The sequence below is a fragment of the Arthrobacter terricola genome (assembly GCF_004354015.1).
In the GTDB taxonomy this organism is placed as follows: domain Bacteria; phylum Actinomycetota; class Actinomycetes; order Actinomycetales; family Micrococcaceae; genus Arthrobacter; species Arthrobacter terricola.
In genome coordinates, this window is sequence record NZ_SMRU01000004.1 from 26736 (window position 1) to 48651 (window position 21916).

The window sequence follows — 21916 nt, forward strand, 5'->3', positions numbered from 1 at the left end:
CCCTACGTACGCTCAACCTTACCTTACGCGTGACCCGCCGATTGCATCTGGCGCAGCTCGCGCTTGAGCTCTCCCACTTCGTCGCGGAGCCGGGCCGCAACCTCGAACTGCAGTTCAGCCGCGGCTCCATGCATCTGTTCGGTCAGCTGTTCGATGAGCCCGACGAGGTCCTCGGCGGGAGCGGCTGCGAGGCCGTCGTGCCGTACTGTCGCTGCTCCCTTCCCCTTTCCGCTACGCCCGCTCTTGCCTGATGCCGCGAGCAACTCCCGGGTGTCGGCGTCTTCACGCGCGAGCTGATCCGTGATGTCGGCGATCTTCTTCCGCAGCGGCTGCGGATCGATCCCGTTGTCCGTGTTGTACTTCACTTGAATGGCACGGCGGCGGTTCGTTTCCTCGATCGCGTGCGCCATCGAATCAGTGATGCGGTCCGCGTACATGTGCACTTGGCCAGAGACGTTTCGGGCTGCACGGCCGATGGTCTGGATGAGGGAGGTCGATGAACGGAGGAAGCCTTCCTTGTCCGCATCCAGGATGCTGACCAGCGAGACCTCGGGGAGGTCGAGGCCTTCCCTCAAAAGGTTGATGCCGACCAGGACGTCGAAACTTCCCAAGCGGAGCTCGCGGAGCAGTTCCACGCGTCGGAGGGTATCGACGTCGGAGTGCAGGTACTGCACTTTGACGCCATGGCCCAGGAGGTAGTCCGTGAGGTCTTCCGCCATGCGCTTGGTGAGGGTGGTGACCAGTACGCGCTCGTCCCGTTCCACACGTGTGCGGATTTCGCCAAGGAGGTCGTCGATCTGGCCCTTCGTGGGCTTCACGATCACTTCCGGGTCGATCAGGCCGGTCGGACGGATGATCTGCTGGACATAACCATCCGCCTTCCCCAGCTCATACTTGCCTGGTGTCGCGGAAAGGTAGACGGTCTGCCCGACGCGCTCAAGGAACTCGTCCCATTTGAGGGGCCGGTTGTCCATTGCCGACGGCAGCCGGAACCCGTGATCCACCAGCGTGCGCTTGCGGGACATGTCTCCTTCGTACATGGCACCGATCTGCGGAACGGTCACGTGGGATTCATCGATGACCAGGAGGAAATCATCCGGGAAATAGTCGAGAAGACAGTGCGGCGCCGTGCCCGATCCGCGGCCGTCAATGTGGCGGGAGTAGTTCTCGATTCCGTTGCAGAAGCCCATTTGCTGCATCATTTCGAGGTCATACGTGGTGCGCATGCGCAGGCGCTGGGCCTCGACGAGCTTGTTTTGGCCTTCGAGCGCCGCGAGCCGCTCCGCAAGTTCGGCTTCGATTGAAGTGATGGCGCGGGACATCCGTTCCGGTCCGGCGACGTAGTGGGAAGCCGGGAAGATGTACATCTCGGTTTCCTCGCGGATGACGTCCCCCGTGACCGGGTGCAGCGTGTAGATGTTCTCGATCTCGTCCCCGAAGAACTCCACGCGGACGGCCAATTCCTCGTACATCGGAATGATCTCCACGGTGTCTCCACGCACCCGGAACGTGCCGCGGTGGAAGTCCATGTCATTGCGCGTGTACTGCATCGAGACGAACTTGCGCAGGAGCTGGTCCCGGTTGAGCTCGGCGCCCTTGGTGAGGGTGACCATTCCCGCGATGTATTCTTCCGGCGTGCCGAGGCCGTAGATGCAGGAGACGGTAGCTACCACGACGACGTCCCGGCGGGTCAGGAGGCTGTTCGTCGCCGAGTGCCGCAGCCGCTCCACTTCCTCGTTCACGGACGAGTCCTTCTCAATGAAGGTGTCCGTCTGCGGGACGTACGCTTCGGGCTGGTAGTAGTCGTAATACGAGACGAAGTACTCGACGGCGTTGTTCGGCAGCAATTCCCTGAATTCGTTGGCGAGCTGCGCAGCGAGGGTCTTATTCTGGACCAAGACGAGCGTGGGCCGCTGGACCTGTTCCACGAGCCATGCCGTCGTGGCGCTCTTGCCGGTACCCGTGGCACCGAGGAGCACAACATCCTTCTCACCGTTGTTGATTCGCTCGGTGAGCTCCGCGATGGCGGTCGGCTGGTCTCCGGCGGGCTTGAATTCGCTGATGACCTCGAACGGCGCTACGACTCGGTTGATCTCCTGGGCAAGGCTCATGAGTCCAATGTACCCCCGCCCGCGGACAGTTACGGTCCGCGTTTTCGGGAGGTTCCGCCGCCCTTGCCGGAGCCTGTCCACGTACCGTCCAAACGCCCGATGATGGAGCGGAACATCCTTACTCCAAACAGCACTGCAGCCACTAGCCACACCAGCCAGGCGAGCCAGAACGCCGTCGCGGGGACAAGTACCCGCCACGTGGCCGGCCGCAGTCCCGCGACCAACTCGTCCCGCCCGCCAGCGAGGAACCACAACAAGGCCGCAGCGGCCATGAGTACGACGCCGGTCCACGCCAACCAGCGGACAGCGCCAAGGCGCTGCCCCTCAAGGTGGCGGACGATCCGTCGCTCGCGGGTCATACGGGCCGCCTAGCCGTTCTGCCCAGGGACGGTGGAGTAAGACGGCGGTTGCCAGCCCGAGCGTTTCGCCCACGCGTCCATGAGCGGCCAGGCTACCTCCGTGAACCACGGTTCCTTGGCGTCCGCATAGCCGGCTGTTCCATGCTCGGACGCGTACGCCTGGGCGAGTTCCCTTTTCAGCCCGGCATACGCTTCCCTGGCCTCCGGATTCGCGCGAAGCCAATCACGGAAGAGCAGTGCGTAGCGCCAGCCCGGGCTCCCGAGGACTCGCACATGGACGTTCGCGGGACGCCCCGGGTCGGCATTCCCATGCAGTCGCTTCATCCATACAGACGGATCCAATTGCGGTGGTTTCGGAGTGTCCTGGTCGACCGACTTGCGCAACGGGAATCCTGCGGCGCTGAGGGCGGGAGCCAGGCGATCAGCCGCTTCGAGCGAAGGGACCGTGACTTGGAGATCGATGACGTCCTTTGCGGGAAGCCCTGGCACTGCCGTGGATCCGATGTGGTCTGCACCAAGTACGTCCGGCGACGCCTTCCGGATCCTCGCGAGCAGCCGCTCCGCCTGCACCGGCCAATCGACGTTCGGCGACGACAGCACGGGTCCGCCATCCCGGGGTGCGGGGTGGCCCGCCGCGAGATTCCGGGCAAACGGTTCGAGTCGTTCCACCCACAAGGTGTCGATGAGGACCCGGACATCCTCAACGCTTCCGGAATTGTCCACCACGATGTCCGCCGCGGCCAGTCGTTCGTCCCTGCCCGCCTGCGCTGCCATCCGGGAGACGGCCTCTTCGGCGCTCATATTGCGGATCGACGTCATGCGTCGGATCCGTTCCTCCTCCGGGGCATCGACCACCAGTACCAGGTGGAAGTTGCTTCCTTGGCCTGTCTCGACCAGGAGGGGAATGTCCTGCACCACAATGTCTCCCGGCTTCGCCATGGAGAGCATTGCCGCGGCCTTTTCGCGCACGAGCGGGTGGACGATGCCGTTGAGGACCTCGCGGCGGTCCGGCTCGGCAAACACAATCGAACCGAGACGCGCACGGTCAAGCCGTCCCGCGGCGTCCACGATGTCTTCGCCGAACTCGGCAACGATCCTGGCAAGGCCGGTAGTGCCGGGCTCCACCACTTCCCGGGCCAGGACGTCCGCGTCGATCAACGTTGCGCCCAACTCCTTGAGCCGGGCGGACACGAGCGATTTACCGGAAGCGATGCCGCCGGTCAGTCCAATCTTGAGCACCCCTCCACACTAGACTGGGTCGGTGGCAGAACAAGAAGAGAGCCGGGCAACCGCGTATACAACGTTGGCCGATGGCGAAGATTTCCGCCACGAACTCGAGATCAAGCGTTCACGGTTCATCACGGTATTACGCAGGTCCCCCAACGAAGATGCCGCCCGATCCTTGGTCACGGAACTCCGCAAGGAATTCCACGACGCCGGACACCACTGCTCGGCTTTCGTCCTCGGACCGGATCGGGACGTCCAGCGTTCCAGCGACGACGGCGAACCTTCGGGGACGGCCGGCATTCCAATGCTCGAAGCCCTCATCAAACGGGAGACCCAACCCGGGGTGACCGACCTCAGCGACGTAAGTGCCGTCGTCGTGCGCTATTTCGGCGGGATCCTCCTGGGTGCCGGAGGGCTGGTGCGCGCCTACTCCGAATCGGTCTCGGCAGCGTTGGATTCCGCTCCCCTGGTCCAAAGGAGAAGGCTGAGGATTTGCGCAATTCCGGTGGCCCACCAAGCAGCCGGACGGCTTGAGAACGACTTACGGTCCGCAGGTTTCGTCATGGCAGGCACAAGCTACGAATCGAGCCGAGCCATCCTTCGCCTCGCCATCGCCGACGATGCGCAGGAGATACTCAACGCTGGCGAAAGAGTGGCCGCGATGACCGCCGGATCCTCGGAAATCCACACAGAGGGAACGGAATGGGTGGACCTCCCCGCCTGACGCAACTCCGCACGGCGCATGTCCCTCTCCACCGTGAATGAATGGACATAGTGCCAAGGTGGCGCAACCCTGCGAGGGACATGCCCATCGCTTGCCTCAACGGCTGAACATAATCCCGACATGTCCGCTCCTCGCAGGCAACACAGCGCATGCCCATCGCTTGCCTCAAGGGCTGGACATAATGCCTATATGTCCGTTCCTCGCGGGCAACGCGGCGCATGTCCCTTGGGAATCCGAAATAGTGAATCCGCAGAGAATCCGAGTTAAAGAAAAACAGCGGCCCCCGCTGATTCATTGCTGAATCGCGGGGCCCGCTGTTCTTTATGGTCCGGAATTCCGGGATAGTCCGGAATCCTGAGCATGGGGCAATTAGTTGCCGGTCAGCTTCTCGCGCAGTGCTGCGAGGGCTTCGTCGGACGCCAGGGTACCGGCGTTGGACTCGGCAGCAGCCGGCTCGGAGGAGTAGCTGGTTGCACCCGACTCGTTGTCGCCGGAAGCGGCGGCAGCGGCGTCGTCAGCAGCGTGCTGGGAAACCTGCTTCTTGTGGGCTTCCCAACGTGCCTGGGCGTCAGCGTACTGCTGCTCCCAAGCGGCGCGCTGTGCTTCGTAGCCCTCGAGCCATTCGTTCGACTCGGGGTCGAAGCCTTCGGGGTACTTGTAGTTGCCCTCTTCGTCGTACTCTGCGGCCATGCCGTACAGAGCAGGATCGAATTCGGTGCTGTCGGCGTCCACGCCCTCGTTGGCCTGCTTGAGGGAGAGGGAGATGCGGCGACGCTCGAGGTCGATGTCGATGACCTTGACGAAGAGCTCGTCACCAACGGAAACGACCTGCTCAGCAAGCTCAACGTGGCGGACTGCCAGCTCGGAGATGTGGACCAGGCCTTCGATGCCGTCCTCAACGCGGACGAACGCGCCGAACGGAACCAGCTTAGTGACCTTACCCGGAACAACCTGGCCGAGGGCGTGGGTGCGGGCGAAGGTCTGCCACGGGTCTTCCTGCGTAGCCTTGAGGGACAGGGAGACACGCTCGCGGTCCAGATCCACTTCGAGGACCTCGACGGTGACTTCCTGGCCGACCTCGACAACCTCGGACGGGTGGTCGATGTGCTTCCAAGAGAGCTCGGAAACGTGAACCAGGCCGTCTACGCCGCCAAGGTCCACGAATGCACCGAAGTTGACGATGGAGGAAACCACACCAGGGCGAACCTGGCCCTTTTCCAGCTTGTTGAGGAACGTGGAGCGGACCTCAGACTGGGTCTGCTCGAGCCATGCACGGCGGGACAGCACAACGTTGTTGCGGTTCTTGTCCAGCTCGATGATCTTGGCTTCGATCTGCTGACCGATGTACGGAGCGAGGTCGCGGACACGGCGCATCTCGACGAGGGATGCCGGCAGGAAGCCGCGCAGGCCGATGTCGAGGATAAGACCACCCTTGACAACCTCGATGACGGTACCGGTGACAACACCGTCTTCTTCCTTGACCTTCTCGATGTCGCCCCAGGCACGCTCGTACTGAGCACGCTTCTTGGAGAGGATCAGACGGCCTTCTTTGTCTTCCTTGGTGAGGACCAAAGCTTCGACCTGGTCACCAACGGAGACGACGTCTCCGGGGTCGACGTCGTGCTTGATGGAAAGCTCGCGGGAAGGGATGACACCTTCGGTCTTGTAACCGATGTCGAGCAGGACTTCGTCGCGGTCGACCTTGACGACGGTACCCTCGACGAGGTCGCCATCGTTGAAGTATTTGATGGTGGCGTCGACGGCTGCGAGGAAGTCCTCAGCGGTACCGATGTCGTTAATCGCGACTACGGGGGTACCGGGCTTCTCGGTGGAGGTGATGGTCATGTAGTAGGGGCTCCGTTGTGGATAGAGTATCGGTCAGGCAAACCGCCCGCTCGCCGTTCCCGGTTCGCAGGACACGACAAAATGCCGGGTCATCCTGAATTGTGGATTGTTAAATTGCGCACACCTAGTACGCGCCCGTTCATTCTAGTCGTTCGGCTCAACAAGGGTCAAAGCGGCAACGCGTCACCAAGTCGCGCAAACGTCACGCCACGGTCGAGAAGGAACGGCAGCACCCGCGCGTAGCCTTCCGCCGTGCCGCCCGCCGGTTGGTTGAAATGCGAAATCACGATCTGCCCCGCGCCACGGCCGGCCACGATCTTGCCCACCTCGTTGGCCACGACGGGGGCAGGAAAGGTCGCACCGCCGTCGCCGTTTACCGAGAAGTTCACCGGTATCAAGCCGAGCGAGCGGGTGATGGCCGCTGCGACGTCGTCGTAAAACGCGGTGCCCGGCCGGAAGAACCGCGGGGCCCTCCCGGATAGCTGCTGCATGGCTTCCTGGTTGCCCATGATTTCGTCATACACGTCGCTGACGCTCGAAGTGCCGGCGATGCCGTAAGCCGAACGCCCGTTCACCGACAACGGCTCGTGCTTGAAGCCGTGGTTGCCGAGCTCGAACAAGGGATCCGCAGCCAGTTCCGCGGCGAGTCCCGGGTTGGCCTTGATCCACCGGCCGTTCACGAACAGCGTGGCCGGAACGTTGTTCTTGCGGAGGGTCGCGAGCAGACGCCGGTCGCAATCGGCTCCCCGCGGGCCACCGCACGCGTCGAAGGTCAGAACAGCGTGGGCCGACGCCGTATTCGTGACAACCCCGGTTACCGAGAGCCCCCATTCGACCGGCTTGCGACTGGAATACTCGGCAACGATCTGTGCTTTCGACGGCGGTGGCGGAGGTGTGTCGTCATGCGTCACGGGAACTGCGAACGGCGTCGAAACGGGAGACGGAGCGGGTGCGGCCGAATGCTGCGGGGAGCATGCGGCCAACGTGGTCGCGGCAAGGCTTGCGGCAGCTGCGAGGAACAGCCTCCTGGCAGGCATGGATGAAGGGCCGGCGAGTCGGCCCCCCGGCGGGAATTCCCCCATGGAATCCTTCTAGTTGTCTCGTTTTTTGGGCGTGGGGTTGCCTAGAAATGCGTCAGGCAATGGGCTGGGCGTTCGACGGCGAACAAGTGCTGGGCGGCCAGAGATGCTCCGGGCGTATGTTCCCGGATCCGACCTGCCGAAGCCAAGGTTACCGGATTGACGGCACCCAAATAGACCGACCCCAGATCGGCGACATCCATGCTCAGGTTGGCGTCCTCGCCGCGCGCCTCACGGACGGTGACAGCCCCGCCGTCGGACATCATTTCCCATGTACCTTCGGCGAGGCCGAGGCTGTCCCGGACACCCAGCACGAGGCGGCCGTCCGTGCCGTAGCGGCGGGCGGAGAGGGCGGCAGGGACATCGAGGACACGCAACCACAACATGTCCCGCTCGTCGGACGCGGTAACGCAACGGGCATCGTCGAGTGCCCAGCCCAGGGGGTCCGCGACCGGGGCGTCCGCCCAGGAACCCTGATCGACGAGGTCTATGCTGCCGAGGAACTGCCACAACTCCAGGTACCCGGAGTCCGTGGCGGCCACGAGGTCCACGATTTCCACCGTGTACGGCTTGCTGTCCCAACCCAGGAACTTGTAGGCGACGTAACCATCAACGGTTCCGTCGGACCCGTAGTGCAAGGCACACCTGATCGCCTTGTCCTCGCTGCCGTCACGATTCATGGCGCCGGAAATATGGTGGCGATACGATTCCTGCCGCACGATGGAGCCCGGCGTACGGCTGTGGAGCTGCTGGAAGACCTCGGGCGCGAGCGAGAGGAGGACTTTGGGGTCCGCAATCTCGACCCGGCCGGCCGCTTCGTGGTTGATGCGGAACCGTCGTCCCGTGTCCACTTTGATGCTCCGCTCAAAGGTAGCGACGCCGAAGCCGAAGCGACCGTAGATCGAGGCCTCCGAGGCGGTGAGCGCAGCCATGGCGAATCCGGAGCCCTTGGCCGCAGCGAGGTCCGTCGTCATGAGGGCGCGAAGGATGCCTTGGCGGCGATGCGTTCCCCGGACGGTGACGGCGGTGATCTGGTGAGTGGGCAGCTCCTGGCCGTAGCCGATGTTCAGCTTGTTCGCCATGGTGCCGAACGTCGCCACAGGGAACCCCGGATGCAGCGCGTGCGGCGGCGGTTCCTCGTTGACGTAGACGCCCGTGAGCTCCCGATTGTCCGCCTGGTACATGGCAAGGATCTTGTCGATGAGCTCATCGCTTCGCTTCTCATCGTGGAACCCGAAACCGACCGCGTGTACCCAGTCACGGGCTTGACCGTGGCCCGGGTCCCCGGCGCCGGCCGAAGCGAAGCGTTTGATGGTGTATTTGCCGTACGTTTCCTGGGAATCAGCCACCACCCGAGCCTAACCAGACGGAGCGGGGCACGCCACCGTGTGGGCGGCGTGCCCCGCTCCGCGGGTTCGTTGCTAGTGGCCGGCTTCGTACCAGCTCGAGCCGACACCGATCTGCACGTCCAACGGAACCGTGAGCTGAGCGGCAGCACCCATCTGTTCGGCGAGGAGCTTCTCGACGGCGTCGCGCTCACCCGTTGCCACCTCGATGACAAGTTCGTCGTGGACCTGGAGCAACATCCGCGACTTCAGCCCCTGGCTGGCGAGCTCGGCGGCAACACCCAACATGGCCCGTTTGATGATGTCCGCGGCCGAACCTTGGATCGGCGAGTTCAAGGCGATCCTCTCGGCGATCTCACGGTGCTGCCGGTCCGTGCTGGTCAGGTCCGGAAGGTAGCGGCGCCGACCTTCGATCGTGGAGGTGAAGCCATCGATCCTGGCCTGCTCCACGACTCCGCGCAGGTAGTCGCGCACCGCGCCGAAGCGATCGAAGTAGTCCTTCATGAGTGTCCGTGCTTCGTCCACCGAGATTTCCAATTGCTTGGACAGGCCGAACGACGTCAGTCCGTAGGCAAGTCCATAGGACATGGCCTTGACCTTGGAGCGCATGGCACTGGTCACGTCCTCGGGAGCCACGTTGAAGATGTGCGAGCCGACGTAGCGGTGGAGGTCTTCGCCGTCCTTGTACGCCTGGATGAGCCCTTCGTCCCCGGAAAGGTGGGCCATGATGCGCATTTCGATCTGCGAATAGTCCGCGGACAGCAAGCACTCGTAGCCTTCGCTGACCACGAAGATCCCCCGCACCCGCCGGCCTTCCTCGCTGCGGACGGGGATGTTCTGGAGGTTGGGGTTGTTCGAGGAGATGCGTCCGGTGGCTGCCACGTTTTGCGCGTAGGTGGTGTGGATGCGGCCGTCCTCGGCCACCGACTTCTTGAGTGTCTCCAGCATCTGGGCGAGCTTCGAGGATTCGCGGTGTGCCATGAGCTGGACCAGGAACTCGTGTCCGGTCTTGTCGAGAAGCGCTTTCAGCGAAGCGGCGTCCGTGGTGTAGCCGGACTTGATCTTCTTGGTCTTGGGCAAGCCGAGTTCTTCGAAGAGGACAGTCTGGAGCTGCTTGGGAGAGCCAAGGTTCACTTCATGCCCGATGGCGGCGAAGGCCTGCTCCTGGGCGTTGTCCACCACCTTGGCAAGGTCCGTGAGCTGTTCATTCAACCGCTCGGTGGAGATCCCGATGCCCGAGAGCTCCATCTGGGCGAGGACGCGTGCCACAGGCAACTCAAGTGTGGTCAGGAGCGCTTCGGCCTTGCGCTCGGCCAGTTCCCGCTCGAAGTGCTTGCTGAGCGTGTGTACGACGGCGGCCCGCTGGACGAGCGCGGAAGCCGCGGCGCCGTCCGGTGCGTCTCCGAGTTCGAGTTCCAGTTGCCCGGTGGGGGCGGCGACCGTGTTCAGGGTGATCCGGAGGTGGTGCTGGGCCAGGTCCGCGAGTTCGTAGCTGCGGCGGTCCGGCTGGATCAAATAGCCCGAAATGGCGGTGTCGTCCACAACGCCTTCAAGCCCCAGCCCACGGTGATGCAAGGCTTTGAGCGCGTCCTTGAATTCGTGCAGGACCTTCGCTTCCTCGGGATCCTGCAGCCATTTCGCAACCACGGATTCGGCGGCCGCGTCGAGCGACGGAAGGCTGATGTAGGCCGCGGCATCGGCCCGCACGATGGCAAGGGCCTCGGCGTCGTCGCCGATCCGGCCGGGAACCAACTGCACGGCGACAGCAGCCCGGCTCCCGCTTCCGGCGGCGAAAAAGGCCTCAATGGCGGCCGCGTCCTCAAGGACCTGGAACGCGGGGGCATCGATGGTCTCCGCCGCCGCTCCGACGGTGTCGTCGCCGTAAAGTGCGAACAAGCGGGTGCGGAGCGTCTTGAACTCGAGGGTGTCAAAGAGGGTCTCGACGTCCTGGCGGTTGGGGCGCGGTTCCTCAAGGTCGGCAAGCGTGACCGGAAGCTCAAGGTCCTTCAGGAGCTGGTTGAGGCGGCGGTTTCGTTTGACGGCATCGATGTTCTCCCGGAGGGCGCCGCCGACCTTTCCGCCGATCGAATCCAGGTTCTCAAGGATCCCTTCGAGGCCGCCGTAGAGCTTGATCCACTTGGCTGCGGTCTTGGGCCCGACGCCGGGCACTCCAGCGAGGTTGTCGGCGGACTCCCCCACCAGTGCGGCGAGGTCCGAGTAACGGGACGGCGGGACGAAGTACTTTTCCTCGATGGCCGCGGCATCCATGCGCGGAATGTTGGAAACGCCCTGCTTCGGGTACAGGACAAACACGTTGTCCGTGATCAGCTGGAAGGCATCGCGGTCTCCCGAGACGAGGAGGACTTCCATCCCGGCGGCGTCGCCCTGGGCGGCAAGGGTGGCAAGGATGTCGTCGGCTTCATAGCCGGGCATTTTGATGGTCTTGATGCCCCAGGCTTCCATGACTTGGTCGATGAGGTCGATCTGGCCGCGGAACTCCGGCGGTGTTTCGTTGCGGCCACCTTTGTACTCGCTGTACTCGGCCTTGCGGAACGTGGTGTCGTCAGAGACGTCGAAGGCCACGGCCACGTGCGTCGGCTGCTGGTCCTTGATGAGGTTGATGAGCATGGACGTGAATCCATGCACGGCGTTGGTGTGTTGCCCTGACGAAGTGGCGAAGTTCTCTGCCGGCAAGGCATAGAAAGCCCGGAATGCCATGGAGTGCCCGTCCAGGACCAGAAGCCGCTGCCGGCCGCCCGGCACGGAGCCCGCATTGCTTGTTGAAGGGTCTGGTGCCGGTGCTGTGGCCGTAGTCGCGGCCACGGGCGCTGCTGTAGGTGCTGAATCCGGTTTGGTTGTTTCGCTCACAAGTGCCAGCCTAGTTGCCATGATGGACAATTTCACGCCGGACCGGTTCGCTGACGAGTTCGACGCCACCGGTGTTCCGCAGGAGTTGCGGGGCTGGCTTTCCCGTTATGGCGTGGGCACTCTCGTGGTGAAGATGGGCATCAAGTTCCTTGAGCTCGGACCCGAGCGGAGCGTGGCGACCATGCCGGTGGAGGGAAACACTCAGGTCGCCGGGATCCTCCATGGCGGAGCGCACGTGGTGTTGGCGGAAACCCTGGGTTCGTTCTCCGCCGCCCTGCACGCCGGAGAAGGCCGCCACGTCGTAGGAATCGAGGTGGGCGCCACCCACCACCGCGGGGTTTCCAGCGGCCTGGTCACCGGCACCTGCACGGCCATCCACCTCGGCGGCACGCTGGCCACCCACGAGATCGTCATGACCGATGAGCACGGGCGTCGCCTATCTACGGCGCGGATCACCAACATGATCCGCGAGAACAGGCACCGTTAGCAGGCCCTTCGCGCCGAAGCCGGGCTGCCCCGACTCAGCCCGCCTGGCGCGGGAACCGGTACCGCAGCTCCACGGCCGCCCCGCCCAAGGTGCGCGACGAGACCAACTCAAGTGGCGCCGTCGGGCGTTCAACGGGCAGGAGCCGCTTGCCGGAGCCCAAAGCGACGGGTATCACCGTGACGATCATCTCGTCCAGCAAGCCGGCCTTGCTGAACTGGGCCACCAGGTTTCCGCCGCCGACGAGCCAGACGTTCTTGTCGCCCGCGTCGGACACGAGGTCCGGCGCGAACTCCTTCACGTCGCCGCGCACGAACGTGACGTCGGCGCCTGGCGGGGCCGCGTACTCGTGGTGCGTGAAGATCCAGCAGGGAACGCCCGGATACGGCCATTTGCCGGGTTCGTGGTCCATGAGCCACCGGAACGTCTGGCCGCCCATGACGATGCATCCGATGCCAGCCATGAAGTCTTCGTAGTTTTCCGTGACTCCCTCGGCTTCCTCGAACTGGAGCAACCACGCGAGATCGTCTTCGTTGGTGGCAATGTATCCGTCGACGGAAGCGGCCACGTAGTACTGGAAATCCGACATGGCCTTACCCTACTCAACCCGGGGTTGGGTTCCCAGACTCACCGCGCCTGCTAAATGCTGGTTGTGGTGACCGCTACTTGTTGAAGTACGGCACGATCAAATAGATCCCGGCCAGCACAGCGACGCCGCAGGCGCCGAAACAGACATAAGCCAGGGAACGGACGGCGACGGGCGACTTGCGCTCGGGATCGCCCGCGATGGCGGTCAGGCGCACACCGAGCGCATACAGGACCACCAGGACGACGGCGGCCACGAGGGTTGCCCCCGCAACCTCGAGCAGTTCCAACCATTTCATGCCTGGACATCCTTACTGACGTTCTTTCCGGACCGCTGTTTCCCCGACTTTTTCTTGCGGAAGCGGACAGCGGTTCCGGCTTCCTCGACTTCGACGGCGTTGTGGTGGCCCACGTGCGATTTCCTGGAGTACCAGAACATGTAAACCACGACGCCGATACCCGCGACCGCCGCGATGACCACGCCCACGGTGCCGGCACCGACCAGGAGGCCGGTCAGCGCGCCCACGACGGCGGCGGCCGGCAGCGTGAAGAGCCAACCGACGGCGATCCGGCCGACCGTGCCCCATCGCACCGACGTGCCGCGACGGCCAAGCCCGGAACCGATGACCGAACCCGAGGCGACCTGGGTGGTGGACAAGGCGAAACCGAGATGGGACGAAGCGAGGATGGCGGACGCGGTGCTTGCTTCCGCCGAAAACCCTTGTGCTGGCTTGACCTCGGTGAGCCCGGCACCCATGGTCCGGATGATGCGCCAACCGCCTGTATACGTGCCGATCGCGATTGCGAGGGCACAGACGGCGATGACCCAGATCTGCGGGCCGCTGCCGGTCGGTTGGGTGCCCGCCGCAATGAGGACGAGGGTGATGACGCCCATCGTCTTTTGGGCGTCATTGGTGCCGTGGGCCAATGCCACGAGGCTCGACGTGAAGATCTGGCCGGTCTTGAAACCGCCACGCTTCTGGGTCAATTTGTCGCCGGTTTCGGGGTCATGCCGCGAAGTCAGGGCGTAGGCGAGCTTTGTGCAGACATAAGCGACGATCCCGGCGAGGATGGGCGAGAAGACGGCGGGCAGGATGACTTTCTGCAGCACAGTATCGAAGTTGACTGAGTTGAATCCGATGCTCACGATCGCGGCGCCGATCAGGCCTCCGAAGAGGGCGTGCGACGAGCTCGAAGGCAGTCCCTTGAGCCAAGTGAACATGTTCCACAGAACGGCGCCCATGAGGCCGGCGAAGATGATCTCCGGGGTGATGTGGACGCCGTCGGTGCCTTCTCGGATGATTCCTCCGGAAATGGTCTTGGCCACTTCCGTGGAGAGGAACGCGCCCACGAGATTGAGGGCCGCCGCGAGGGCAACGGCCGTCTTGGGTTTGATGGCACCGGTGGCAATGGGCGTGGCCATCGCGTTCGCGGTGTCGTGGAACCCGTTGGTGAAGTCGAAGAATAGGGCCAACGCTATGACAAGCGCGACCATGAAGGTGATTTCCACCTGGTGCCCAATCTGCAGAGTCTAAGATGCGCAGTTCCACTCCCCCGGGCCGGCCTTGCGCACCAAACGTTCAGCAAGAGTTAATCTGGTCGCAGTGGTGATATTCATGATGGCGGGCGTGGAACCTTATGAATCCTACGTGGCTATGCCTACGAGGCCAAACATAAGAATCAGTCGAGGAACCGGCGAATGGCCGCGATATCGCCGCGCGACAGGCCACGCCGCGGGTCCGGTGAGATCCAAAGCACACGGTTTCCAAGGAATTCGGCCCATGAGCGGGCCGCGGCTTCGAAGTTGAGCTGGTCGTCCATCCAGACGATGCGTTCAGCTCCGGAAACCTCGACGTCCCTCTGCACCGCGTCCAGTTTCCACCACTCGGGACTGAGGTCCCAGCCTTCGCTGGTCAGGACCGGCCAGTCCTCGCCGTGGAGGCCGATCGCCGGGCAAAGAAGCTCCGGGGCGAGGTGCTGCCACGTGGTCAGCCAGACGAACCTGGCGCGGGGGTGCGCAGCAAGTTCGTTGAGGCCCTCCACCAATTCGGGGGCGTAGATGACGTCGAGGATGCCGGCGTCGGCGATTTTCCATTCAGTACCCCAGTCCGTGAAGCCCATGGGACCGAAGGGGTTCACCACGCCGTCGACATCGAGATACAGCGACACGGTGGTCATGGATCCCCTCCCTGACGTGGCCACAAACCCAGAGTAAGGCACCCAGGGGATGTCAGGGCCGTGATGCGGCGCTGTGCCGGACCAGTTCGCGTGCCGGGTTACCGCCGAACACGCCTTTCGCGGGGACGTCTTCGCCTTTCATCAGGAACGAGTCGGCCTTGAGTTCGGCGCCCTCATGCATCGTGGTGCCGTAGTGGACGAAGGCACCGACGCCAAGGGTGCAGCCGGGACCGATGGAGACGGCGTCCAGCTTGAAGGCGCCGTCCTCCATTGAATGGCACTGCACCACGGATCCCGCATTCAGGGTGCAATAGTCCCCGATGGAAACCAGCGTCCTTTCGGGTATTCCGCATCCGTCGTCGAAGACCTTCTTGCCCATGCGAACCCCGAGGATCCGCCAGACCACCGGTTTGAACGGCGTGCCGTTGAACGCCTGGACGATGCCGCCTGCCGTGAGCTTCCAGTAGCGCTCATGCCGCCAGAAGGGCCGTTCATAGATTGAGCACATGAACGGAGTCAGCCTGGAGAAGCGCAGGGAGGCCTTTTCCGCGAAAACGGTGAGCGTGACGGTGACGATAACCACAGCTCCCGTGCCAGCCAGCGCTGCGAGGGTTCCGAGGACTCCCGCGCCCGGGAGGAGCGCCTCCGTTGCCCAAGCAACCAAGAGAATCGCTGACAGTTCTGTCCACCGTGCCAGCAAGTAGAGCAGCACAGTCACGGCGTTATGGCGGTTCTTGGCCGGAAGGCGGCGCCGCAATTCCGCCTCCGTCCTGAACCGATCGAAAGCACTGTCGCGCTCCACAGTGCGCGGTATTTCAAATGGTGGTGAGCCAAGCAGCCCCACTCCTCGGCGAATCGGTCCATCCAACGGCACCATGGTCTTGGTGCCCAGGAGGCAGTTGTCCGCCATCCTGGCTCCGGCCGGATAGGCAATGTTGTTTCCGAAGAAGCTCCTGGCCCCGATAACTGCCGGGGAGAGGCGAAATGCGGTGCTCGAGTAGTCGATATTAATGATGGACAGGCCGTCCGAGACCATAGTGCCGCTGCCGACCGTAGTCTGAACGGGACTGTCATGCCTGAGCCCGACACCGAAATTGGATCCCGTCTGCACCATGTCCGGCTGCTCGTAGCCCAACACGTTCAAGTAATGCGCAATGAGGGAACTGTCTCCGGTGAGCCGGAGCAGGACCTTGAGGTTGGTAAGCCGCTGGCTGGTCCGCACGATCGCGTAACGAAGGCTATAAAGGGGGTACTCCGTGCCCGGCGTGAGGATCGGCGCAAGCAGCCTGGGCAAAGTCACTGCGGACAGGAAAGCGGCAAGGATACTCCCGAAGAGGAGGACGGTGGAAAGAAGCAGGAGCGCCAGCCAAAATCCGGCCTGTGAAAGATCGGACTCGCTCATGGGAAGTAGCGTGAGCACGGCGTCTATGGCTCCAAGCCCGAGGGAAGACGCGATCACTGCATGGGTCACGATGGTCCAGAAACCGAAACCGGCCCGGCGAAGAATTCCGCAGTCAGCCTCTCCAACTTGGCGGTAGTTCGTGCCCGTGGGCTGCGCCGGCGAGCCGTTCCACGCGGCGCCTTCGGGAACCGTTTGGAAGCGATGCAACGATGAGCTGTGACCCAACTGGGCAGCATCGCCCATTGCGGTGTCGATGTCCAACGTGGTCATTTCACCAATCAGGACATTTCGCCCCAAGGTGACGGGACCGGTCTGGATCCTGCCTCCGATGGCGCGGTAGCAGTTCAAGCTGGAGTTCCTCCGAATGACGGTATCCGCGCCAATCGTCAATAGGTCGGTGCAGATTGGGATCCTGGAAGAGAGGAACGTGACGCGCGGGCCGATCTTCCCGCCCAAGGCCTTGAGGTAGAGGGGAAAGACCGGCGTCCCGACGAACATTCGAATCGGACTGGTGGTGATCAACGTTTTGACGAACCAGAATCTGACGTAGGCCAGGGACCAGACCGGAAATTCCCGGGTCTTCCACCGGCCGACAAGTACCCATTTGAGCAAGACCGGCATTGAGGTCATCATCAGGAAGGTCGCGGTGCCGACGACGACGGCACGCGCCACGGCGTCGCCGGGCTGCGCAGACTGCACAACCCATTGTTCACCGGCAAGCGGGATGACCATCAATACGTAGGCGTACGCCAGGGCTGCCACCGCCTGCAATGCACCACACAGGAAGTACGGAAAGTTCCCGACCGTCAGGAATGGTTCGGCGACCGCGATTTCCGTGTGTCCTGCACGGTCGGCGGAAAGGTCGGCGTTGCTGGCGGCGTCCAGGGCCGACGCCAAGGCAGTGATGGTCGGGTTCGCATAGACATCACTCATCGAGACCGACGGCGAATTGGATTCACGCCGGACGTTGGCGCAAAAATGAGCCATCAGTAAGGAATTTGCCCCGAGATCGTTGAAGAAGTTTGCCGAAGTGGACACTCTCTCGAGCTTTAGTGCCGCCGCCAATGCAGTGGCGAGTATCCGTTCCGTGGGTGATGCAGGCTTGGTATCGGCAAAGTCCGCACTGATTGCGCGCGGACCGATGGGATTCGGAAGGCTCTTGCGGTCCGCCTTGCCGCTTGCCAGCATGGGCATGGCCCCCAGCAACTGGAAATAGCCCGGCACCATGAATCCGGGAAGGCGCCGCCGCAGCCAAGCGAGGATGTCACCCGTTTCCAGCACGATCCCGTCCTGGCGCACCGTGTAGTACGCGGCAAGTTCCGTTGTACCCGGTTCGGGCTCCCAGGTCTTCACTACAGCCAACGCAATCCCTGGCAGCTCCAGTAGTACGTTTTCGATCTCGGCCAGCTCGATCCGGTATCCGCGAAGTTTCACTTGAGTGTCTGTCCGGCCGTGGTATTCGATTTCCCCATTGTCGTTGAACCGACCGAGGTCGCCGGTGCGGTAGATGCGGTGCGAAGGATTTCCCTCAAGGCCGAGGAAGTCCCCAATGAATGACTTCTCCGTTAGCTCGGGGCGGTTGATGTAGCCGCGGGCGAGGCCGATGCCGGCCAAGCCGATTTCGCCCAGCTCGCCGTAAGGCAGGGCGCGATCAGTCTCGGGGTCCAGGATCACCGCCGAATAGCCGGGAAGCGGGGTCCCAAGGGTGACGGGCCGGCGCGGGTCCGCCACTCCCCAGGTAGCTGTCACGGTGGCCTCGGTGGGTCCGTAGACATTGAGGAACCGACGGCCGGGTCTATGCCAACGCGCGATGAGGTCGGGCGGGCAGGCCTCCCCCGAAACGAGCAGGAAGCGCAGTCCGGGAAGGTCGTCGTCGAGCGTGGCGAGCAACGTCGGTACGCAGCACAGCGCAGTGATGTTCCGGGTTCCGATGAACTCTGCCAGGTCCGGCCCGAGGAGGTTGTTCCCGGCCGGTCGAGGCACCAACGTTGCTCCGACTTTCCACGGTACCCAGATTTCCTCGACGGAGAAGTCGAAAGCCACGGTCATGCCCTGGTACACGCGGTCGTGGAATTCGTATCCGTAGACATCGGCAGCAACCCGGACGAAGTGACAGATGCTGGCATGGGCTATGGCCACGCCCTTGGGCAATCCGGTGGATCCCGAGGTGTAGATAATATAGGCGAGGCCATCATCCGCGTTCTCCGGCCCCGCCCAGTCCACCCGCCCTGGATCAAACGCCGCGATGCGAGGGTCCTCTTCGTTGACGCAGATGACGTGTGCCGCACCTTCCTGCGGCAGGCGCTCCGCCAAGTGGGACGAGGTCAGTACGACGGTTACCTCGGCGTCGGCGAGAATAAAGGAGATTCTTTCGGAGGGGAAAGCCGTGTCGATGGGTACATAGACGGCATGCGCCTTGAGGACTGCAAGCATGCTGACGTATGACCGCACGGCCTCATCGAAGAACAGCGCGATCCGATCGCCTTGGCGCACTCCGCGGGCCATAAGGTAACGGGCGAGCATGTTCGCCCGGGCGTCCAGTTCCGGATAGCTTATCGCGCCGTCCGGCGTCTCAACGGCTGGATGGTGGCCACGTCCTTCGGTCTGTAATTGGTCGCATCGTGCCTCGAAGAGCTGTTCCAGCCGCTCGCCGGGACTCCACCGGATGCTCTTGTCACGAAGGGCACTGGCAAGGACCGGGGAACGGTCCGGGACTCTACCGTGGCGCATCGCCCGGGATCCCTGCGGTGGCGCGACCCTTTGCGGCGGCAGTCTCTTCGGCGAAGGCGGCCAGCAGCAGCTTGCACGCTTCGTCGGTGGTCTCTTCCGTGATGATCAGGGGAGGAAGGAGCCTGACGACGCAATCGTCCCGCCCACCGCATTCGAGGATCAGGCCATGCTGCAGGGCCCTCCTTTGCACAGCCCGCGCCATGTGTCCGGCGGGGCGGCCTGTCTCCGGATCGGCCAGCTCGATTCCCCACATGAGGCCCCAGCCCCGCACTTCGCGCACCCAGGGATTGCTGGCCAACGGCTCGAGAAGGAGGCCGATCTGCGTTCCACGCCGACGGACGTTTTCCAAGACGTTATCGCGCCGAATAATCTCCACTGCCGCGGCTCCCGCAGCGAAAGCAAGCTGGTTGCCGCGGAACGTGCCGGTGTGGGCGCCGGGGAGCCACCGGTCAAGCTTCCTGTCGTACATAATCACGGCAACCGGGAGGCCGAACCCGCTCAGGGCTTTCGACGCGATGATGACATCCGGCTCGATCCCGAACTGCTCAAATGCAAACCAGGTCCCTGTGCGGCCGCCTCCGGTTTGGATCTCATCGACAATCAACGGTATGTCGAGTTCACGGGTTACCCGCCGCACTGTCCGCACGAATTCCGGGGTCGCGCGGACCACGCCGCCTTCTCCCTGGATCATCTCCATGATGACGGCCGCCGGGCGCGGAATCCCCCCGAGCGGGTCCTTGAGCGAATTTTCGAAGAACTGGACGCAGTTGGTCGAACAGGTTTCGGGCCGAAGGCCAACCGGACACCGCGAACAGTAGGAATAAGGAAAGAAGTGAACGCCTGGCAACCCGTTCGCGACCGGTTCTTTCTGCTCGAGGAGTCCCGACAAAGCCATGCCGGCCGCGCTGCTCCCATGGAATCCGCCCTGGAAGGAAACTATGTCACCCCGTCCCGTTGCCGTCTTGCATAGTTTGATGGCCGCATCGACTGCGTTTGCACCGGTCGGTCCGCAAAAGTGCATCTTCATCCGGTTCGCGAGCCCCGGGGGAAGCATGGACAGTTGGGCCGTCATGAACGCGTCCTTGGCTGGCGTTGGCAGGTCAAGTCCATGGGTTAGCGTGCCCGCTTGGCCTGCCACAACGTCAGTCAACTCCGGATGGCTGTGGCCCAAGGTCAAAACCCCTGCGCCTGCCAGGAAATCAATGAACACATTGTCATCGACGTCCCGGACGAACGCACCCGCGCCCTCGGCAATGGCTATGGGCAAGTGCCGCGGGTATGTACGGGCGTTGGATTCATCGCGTTCCTGGCGTGCCAGCAGTTCGGCGGACCTGGGTCCCGGCAGGGGTCCGGTCACGTGGGCCGCGCTAAACGTAGCCGGCTGCGGGAGAACGTTCATGGCGATTTGTCCTTATCTCACGGATCCGCAGAAGCGGGTCGGATTACGTGGCCCTTCCGGGCTCAGGTGTCCAGCTGCGGGAAGAACCGGGGACGCATTGGCCCCGCTAAGGCGCTGGCGTGGCCTCCACTTTCCGGTCGTCCAACCCGAAGGACCGAAGCACAGCATTCCGGGCGTCCTCAAGGACCTCCGCCCGGATGGCTACATCTATCCGGATGTCCGAGGCCGATATCAGTTCGACGTCGATTCCTGCGGCTGCAAGGGACCTGAAGAGCCGGGATACCACCTTTCCTCCGGCACGCATCCCCAGCCCCACCAACGAAAGCCTTGCGATGCCGGCGTCGTATTGAAGGTCCTCGAAGCCGATGGGGGCCTGGGCCGCTGACAATGCGGCGCGTAGGCGGTACCCGTCCCGGCGATGGACCAACAGCGAGAGGTCGCTCGTGGCTCCGTTCCCGGACGGGACGTTTTGCGCGATCATGTCGACGTTGGCCTCTTCATCGGCTATTACTTCGAAGATTCCGGCGGATCTTCCCACTTCATCCGTCACTCCCACCACCGTCAATTTCCCCATCGACGTGTCACCGAGGACCGCCGATACAACAGGCTGCTCAACGGACGCCGCCTTGTTCCAGTGCGACCCGTGATTGGGTGCCGGGAGGACCAACGTACCCGCCGAGCCGTTGAAGGAAGAGCGTACATGGATGGGGACGTCGAAACGGCGGGCATATTCGACGCACCTGGGGTTCAGGATTCTGGAACCGCACGCTGCTAGTTCCAGCATTTCCTCGGTGGAGATGACGTCGATTTTCCGCGCCATTGGAACGATCCGCGGGTCCGCGGTGAAGACGCCCTCCACGTCGGTGTAAATCTCGCATATGCCGGCACGCAATGCGGCGGCCAGAGCGATCGCCGTGAGGTCTGAACCGCCCCTGCCCAGGGTTGTCACCCCTTTGCTCTTACGGCCCTTGCCTTGGAAACCGGCGACGATAGCCACTTCTTCGCGGTTCAGGCAGGCGCGTATGCGATGCGGATCCACTGCGACAATGTGCGCCCTGCCGTGGATGCCGTCGGTGATGAGCCCCGCCTTCTTGCCGCTGAATGTCCGGGAGGGAACCCCCAGGTCTGCCAGCGCAATCGCCAGCAGCGTGACGGAAATCCGTTCACCGGTGGTCAGCAACTCGTCAAGTTCGTCGCCAGGCGGCCGGGAACTGAGGGCTGCGGCGAGGTGGAGCAATTCGTCGGTGGTATCACCCATGGCCGATACCACCACCACCAACGGATGCCCGACCCTGCGTGTGTCGGAGATCCTCCGGGCAACACGCTTTATGGCGGCAACGTCAGCGACCGATGAGCCACCGTATTTCTGGACGATGAGATCCTCGGCTCGAAGATTTGTAGGCGGACGAAGCGGGTCCAAAGTCGGGGATGTTGCCGAATCCGGGCGGGCCCGGACCCCGACTGCCTGTTGGTACATGGTGCCTCCTGAAGACCGCACCCCCTTTTTGAGATTACAACGTTTTGGCAACACCGGCGGTTCACTTAGGCAACTTAAAACTCCGCTTTCGGGCGCGGAAAT

General features: G+C 63.2%; 16 protein-coding genes. 2 read left to right on the forward strand and 14 right to left on the reverse strand.

Annotated elements, in window-relative coordinates; all coding sequences use genetic code 11:
* Positions 1-23: 23 nt before the first annotated feature.
* From uvrB to coaE, 3 genes are read right to left on the reverse strand one after another with little or no spacing between them, the layout of a single operon-like run.
* Positions 24-2111 carry an excinuclease ABC subunit UvrB gene (gene uvrB / locus E1809_RS04300; RefSeq protein WP_133203000.1) on the reverse strand — a complete coding sequence of 696 codons (2088 nt, stop codon included), beginning with the start codon at positions 2109-2111 and terminating at the stop codon, positions 24-26.
* A 29-nt stretch (positions 2112-2140) separates the two neighbouring features.
* On the reverse strand, positions 2141-2470 hold the full coding sequence (locus tag E1809_RS04305; protein WP_133203001.1) for a hypothetical protein: 330 nt from the start codon (positions 2468-2470) through the stop codon (positions 2141-2143).
* Positions 2471-2479: 9 nt separating this feature from the next.
* Entirely contained in the window at positions 2480-3709 is a 1230-nt protein-coding gene (coaE, locus tag E1809_RS04310) for a dephospho-CoA kinase (RefSeq protein WP_133203002.1), read from the reverse strand.
* A gap of 22 nt (positions 3710-3731) precedes the next feature.
* Here coaE and E1809_RS04315 point away from each other — a divergent pair, with 22 nt between their 5' ends.
* Positions 3732-4421, forward strand: coding sequence for an IMPACT family protein (locus E1809_RS04315; RefSeq protein ID WP_133203003.1), 690 nt, complete (start codon positions 3732-3734; stop codon positions 4419-4421).
* 369 nt (positions 4422-4790) lie between these two features.
* Here the strand turns inward: E1809_RS04315 and rpsA are convergent, their stop codons facing one another.
* The 4 genes from rpsA to polA form a co-directional block, all read right to left on the reverse strand.
* Positions 4791-6266 (reverse strand): 30S ribosomal protein S1, encoded by a 1476-nt coding sequence (gene rpsA / locus E1809_RS04320; protein WP_133203004.1) that lies wholly within the window; start codon positions 6264-6266, stop codon positions 4791-4793.
* Between the two features lie 167 nt (positions 6267-6433).
* Positions 6434-7303, reverse strand: coding sequence for a polysaccharide deacetylase family protein (locus E1809_RS04325; RefSeq protein WP_133203005.1), 870 nt, complete (start codon positions 7301-7303; stop codon positions 6434-6436).
* A gap of 86 nt (positions 7304-7389) precedes the next feature.
* Positions 7390-8694, reverse strand: a complete 1305-nt coding sequence (locus tag E1809_RS04330; protein ID WP_133203006.1) for a GNAT family N-acetyltransferase — start codon at positions 8692-8694, stop codon at positions 7390-7392.
* 72 nt (positions 8695-8766) lie between these two features.
* Positions 8767-11409, reverse strand: coding sequence for a DNA polymerase I (gene polA, locus E1809_RS04335; RefSeq protein ID WP_235835452.1), 2643 nt, complete (start codon positions 11407-11409; stop codon positions 8767-8769).
* A 169-nt stretch (positions 11410-11578) separates the two neighbouring features.
* Between polA and E1809_RS04340 the strand changes: the two genes are divergently transcribed.
* Positions 11579-12046, forward strand: a complete 468-nt coding sequence (locus tag E1809_RS04340; protein WP_133203008.1) for a hotdog fold thioesterase — start codon at positions 11579-11581, stop codon at positions 12044-12046.
* 34 nt (positions 12047-12080) lie between these two features.
* On the opposite strand, the gene E1809_RS04345 is transcribed toward E1809_RS04340, so the two are convergent.
* From E1809_RS04345 to E1809_RS04375, 7 genes are all read right to left on the reverse strand, one after another.
* Entirely contained in the window at positions 12081-12632 is a 552-nt protein-coding gene (locus E1809_RS04345) for a dihydrofolate reductase family protein (RefSeq protein ID WP_133203009.1), read from the reverse strand.
* A gap of 73 nt (positions 12633-12705) precedes the next feature.
* A complete protein-coding gene (locus tag E1809_RS04350; RefSeq protein WP_133203010.1) occupies positions 12706-12927 on the reverse strand; it encodes a hypothetical protein in 222 nt (73 codons plus the stop codon).
* Positions 12924-14138: an inorganic phosphate transporter gene (locus E1809_RS04355; protein ID WP_133203011.1), complete on the reverse strand. Its 1215-nt coding sequence runs from the start codon at positions 14136-14138 to the stop codon at positions 12924-12926. The genes E1809_RS04350 and E1809_RS04355 overlap by 4 nt, the downstream gene beginning before the upstream one ends.
* Positions 14139-14308: 170 nt before the next feature.
* A complete protein-coding gene (locus tag E1809_RS04360) occupies positions 14309-14806 on the reverse strand; it encodes an HAD domain-containing protein (protein WP_133203012.1) in 498 nt (165 codons plus the stop codon).
* Between the two features lie 52 nt (positions 14807-14858).
* Positions 14859-18938, reverse strand: a complete 4080-nt coding sequence (locus E1809_RS04365) for a Pls/PosA family non-ribosomal peptide synthetase (protein ID WP_133203013.1) — start codon at positions 18936-18938, stop codon at positions 14859-14861.
* A complete protein-coding gene (locus E1809_RS04370; RefSeq protein WP_133203014.1) occupies positions 18925-20337 on the reverse strand; it encodes a diaminobutyrate--2-oxoglutarate transaminase family protein in 1413 nt (470 codons plus the stop codon). Before E1809_RS04370 ends, E1809_RS04365 begins: the two co-directional genes overlap by 14 nt.
* Before the next feature lie 106 nt (positions 20338-20443).
* Complete coding sequence (locus E1809_RS04375; RefSeq protein ID WP_133203015.1) at positions 20444-21814, reverse strand: aspartate kinase; 1371 nt, start codon at positions 21812-21814, stop codon at positions 20444-20446.
* Positions 21815-21916: the final 102 nt, after the last annotated feature.

Coding starts and splice junctions, on each gene's coding strand:
- E1809_RS04350 (WP_133203010.1), bottom strand. CDS start 12,927: ATGAAATGGTTGGAACTGCTCGAGGTTGCGGGGGCAACCCTCGTGGCC.
- E1809_RS04370 (WP_133203014.1), bottom strand. CDS start 20,337: ATGAACGTTCTCCCGCAGCCGGCTACGTTTAGCGCGGCCCACGTGACC.
- E1809_RS04345 (WP_133203009.1), bottom strand. CDS start 12,632: ATGTCGGATTTCCAGTACTACGTGGCCGCTTCCGTCGACGGATACATT.
- E1809_RS04360 (WP_133203012.1), bottom strand. CDS start 14,806: ATGACCACCGTGTCGCTGTATCTCGATGTCGACGGCGTGGTGAACCCC.
- E1809_RS04325 (WP_133203005.1), bottom strand. CDS start 7,303: ATGCCTGCCAGGAGGCTGTTCCTCGCAGCTGCCGCAAGCCTTGCCGCG.
- uvrB (WP_133203000.1), bottom strand. CDS start 2,111: ATGAGCCTTGCCCAGGAGATCAACCGAGTCGTAGCGCCGTTCGAGGTC.
- E1809_RS04305 (WP_133203001.1), bottom strand. CDS start 2,470: ATGACCCGCGAGCGACGGATCGTCCGCCACCTTGAGGGGCAGCGCCTT.
- rpsA (WP_133203004.1), bottom strand. CDS start 6,266: ATGACCATCACCTCCACCGAGAAGCCCGGTACCCCCGTAGTCGCGATT.
- polA (WP_235835452.1), bottom strand. CDS start 11,409: ATGGCATTCCGGGCTTTCTATGCCTTGCCGGCAGAGAACTTCGCCACT.
- E1809_RS04340 (WP_133203008.1), top strand. CDS start 11,579: ATGATGGACAATTTCACGCCGGACCGGTTCGCTGACGAGTTCGACGCC.
- E1809_RS04365 (WP_133203013.1), bottom strand. CDS start 18,938: ATGCGCCACGGTAGAGTCCCGGACCGTTCCCCGGTCCTTGCCAGTGCC.
- E1809_RS04375 (WP_133203015.1), bottom strand. CDS start 21,814: ATGTACCAACAGGCAGTCGGGGTCCGGGCCCGCCCGGATTCGGCAACA.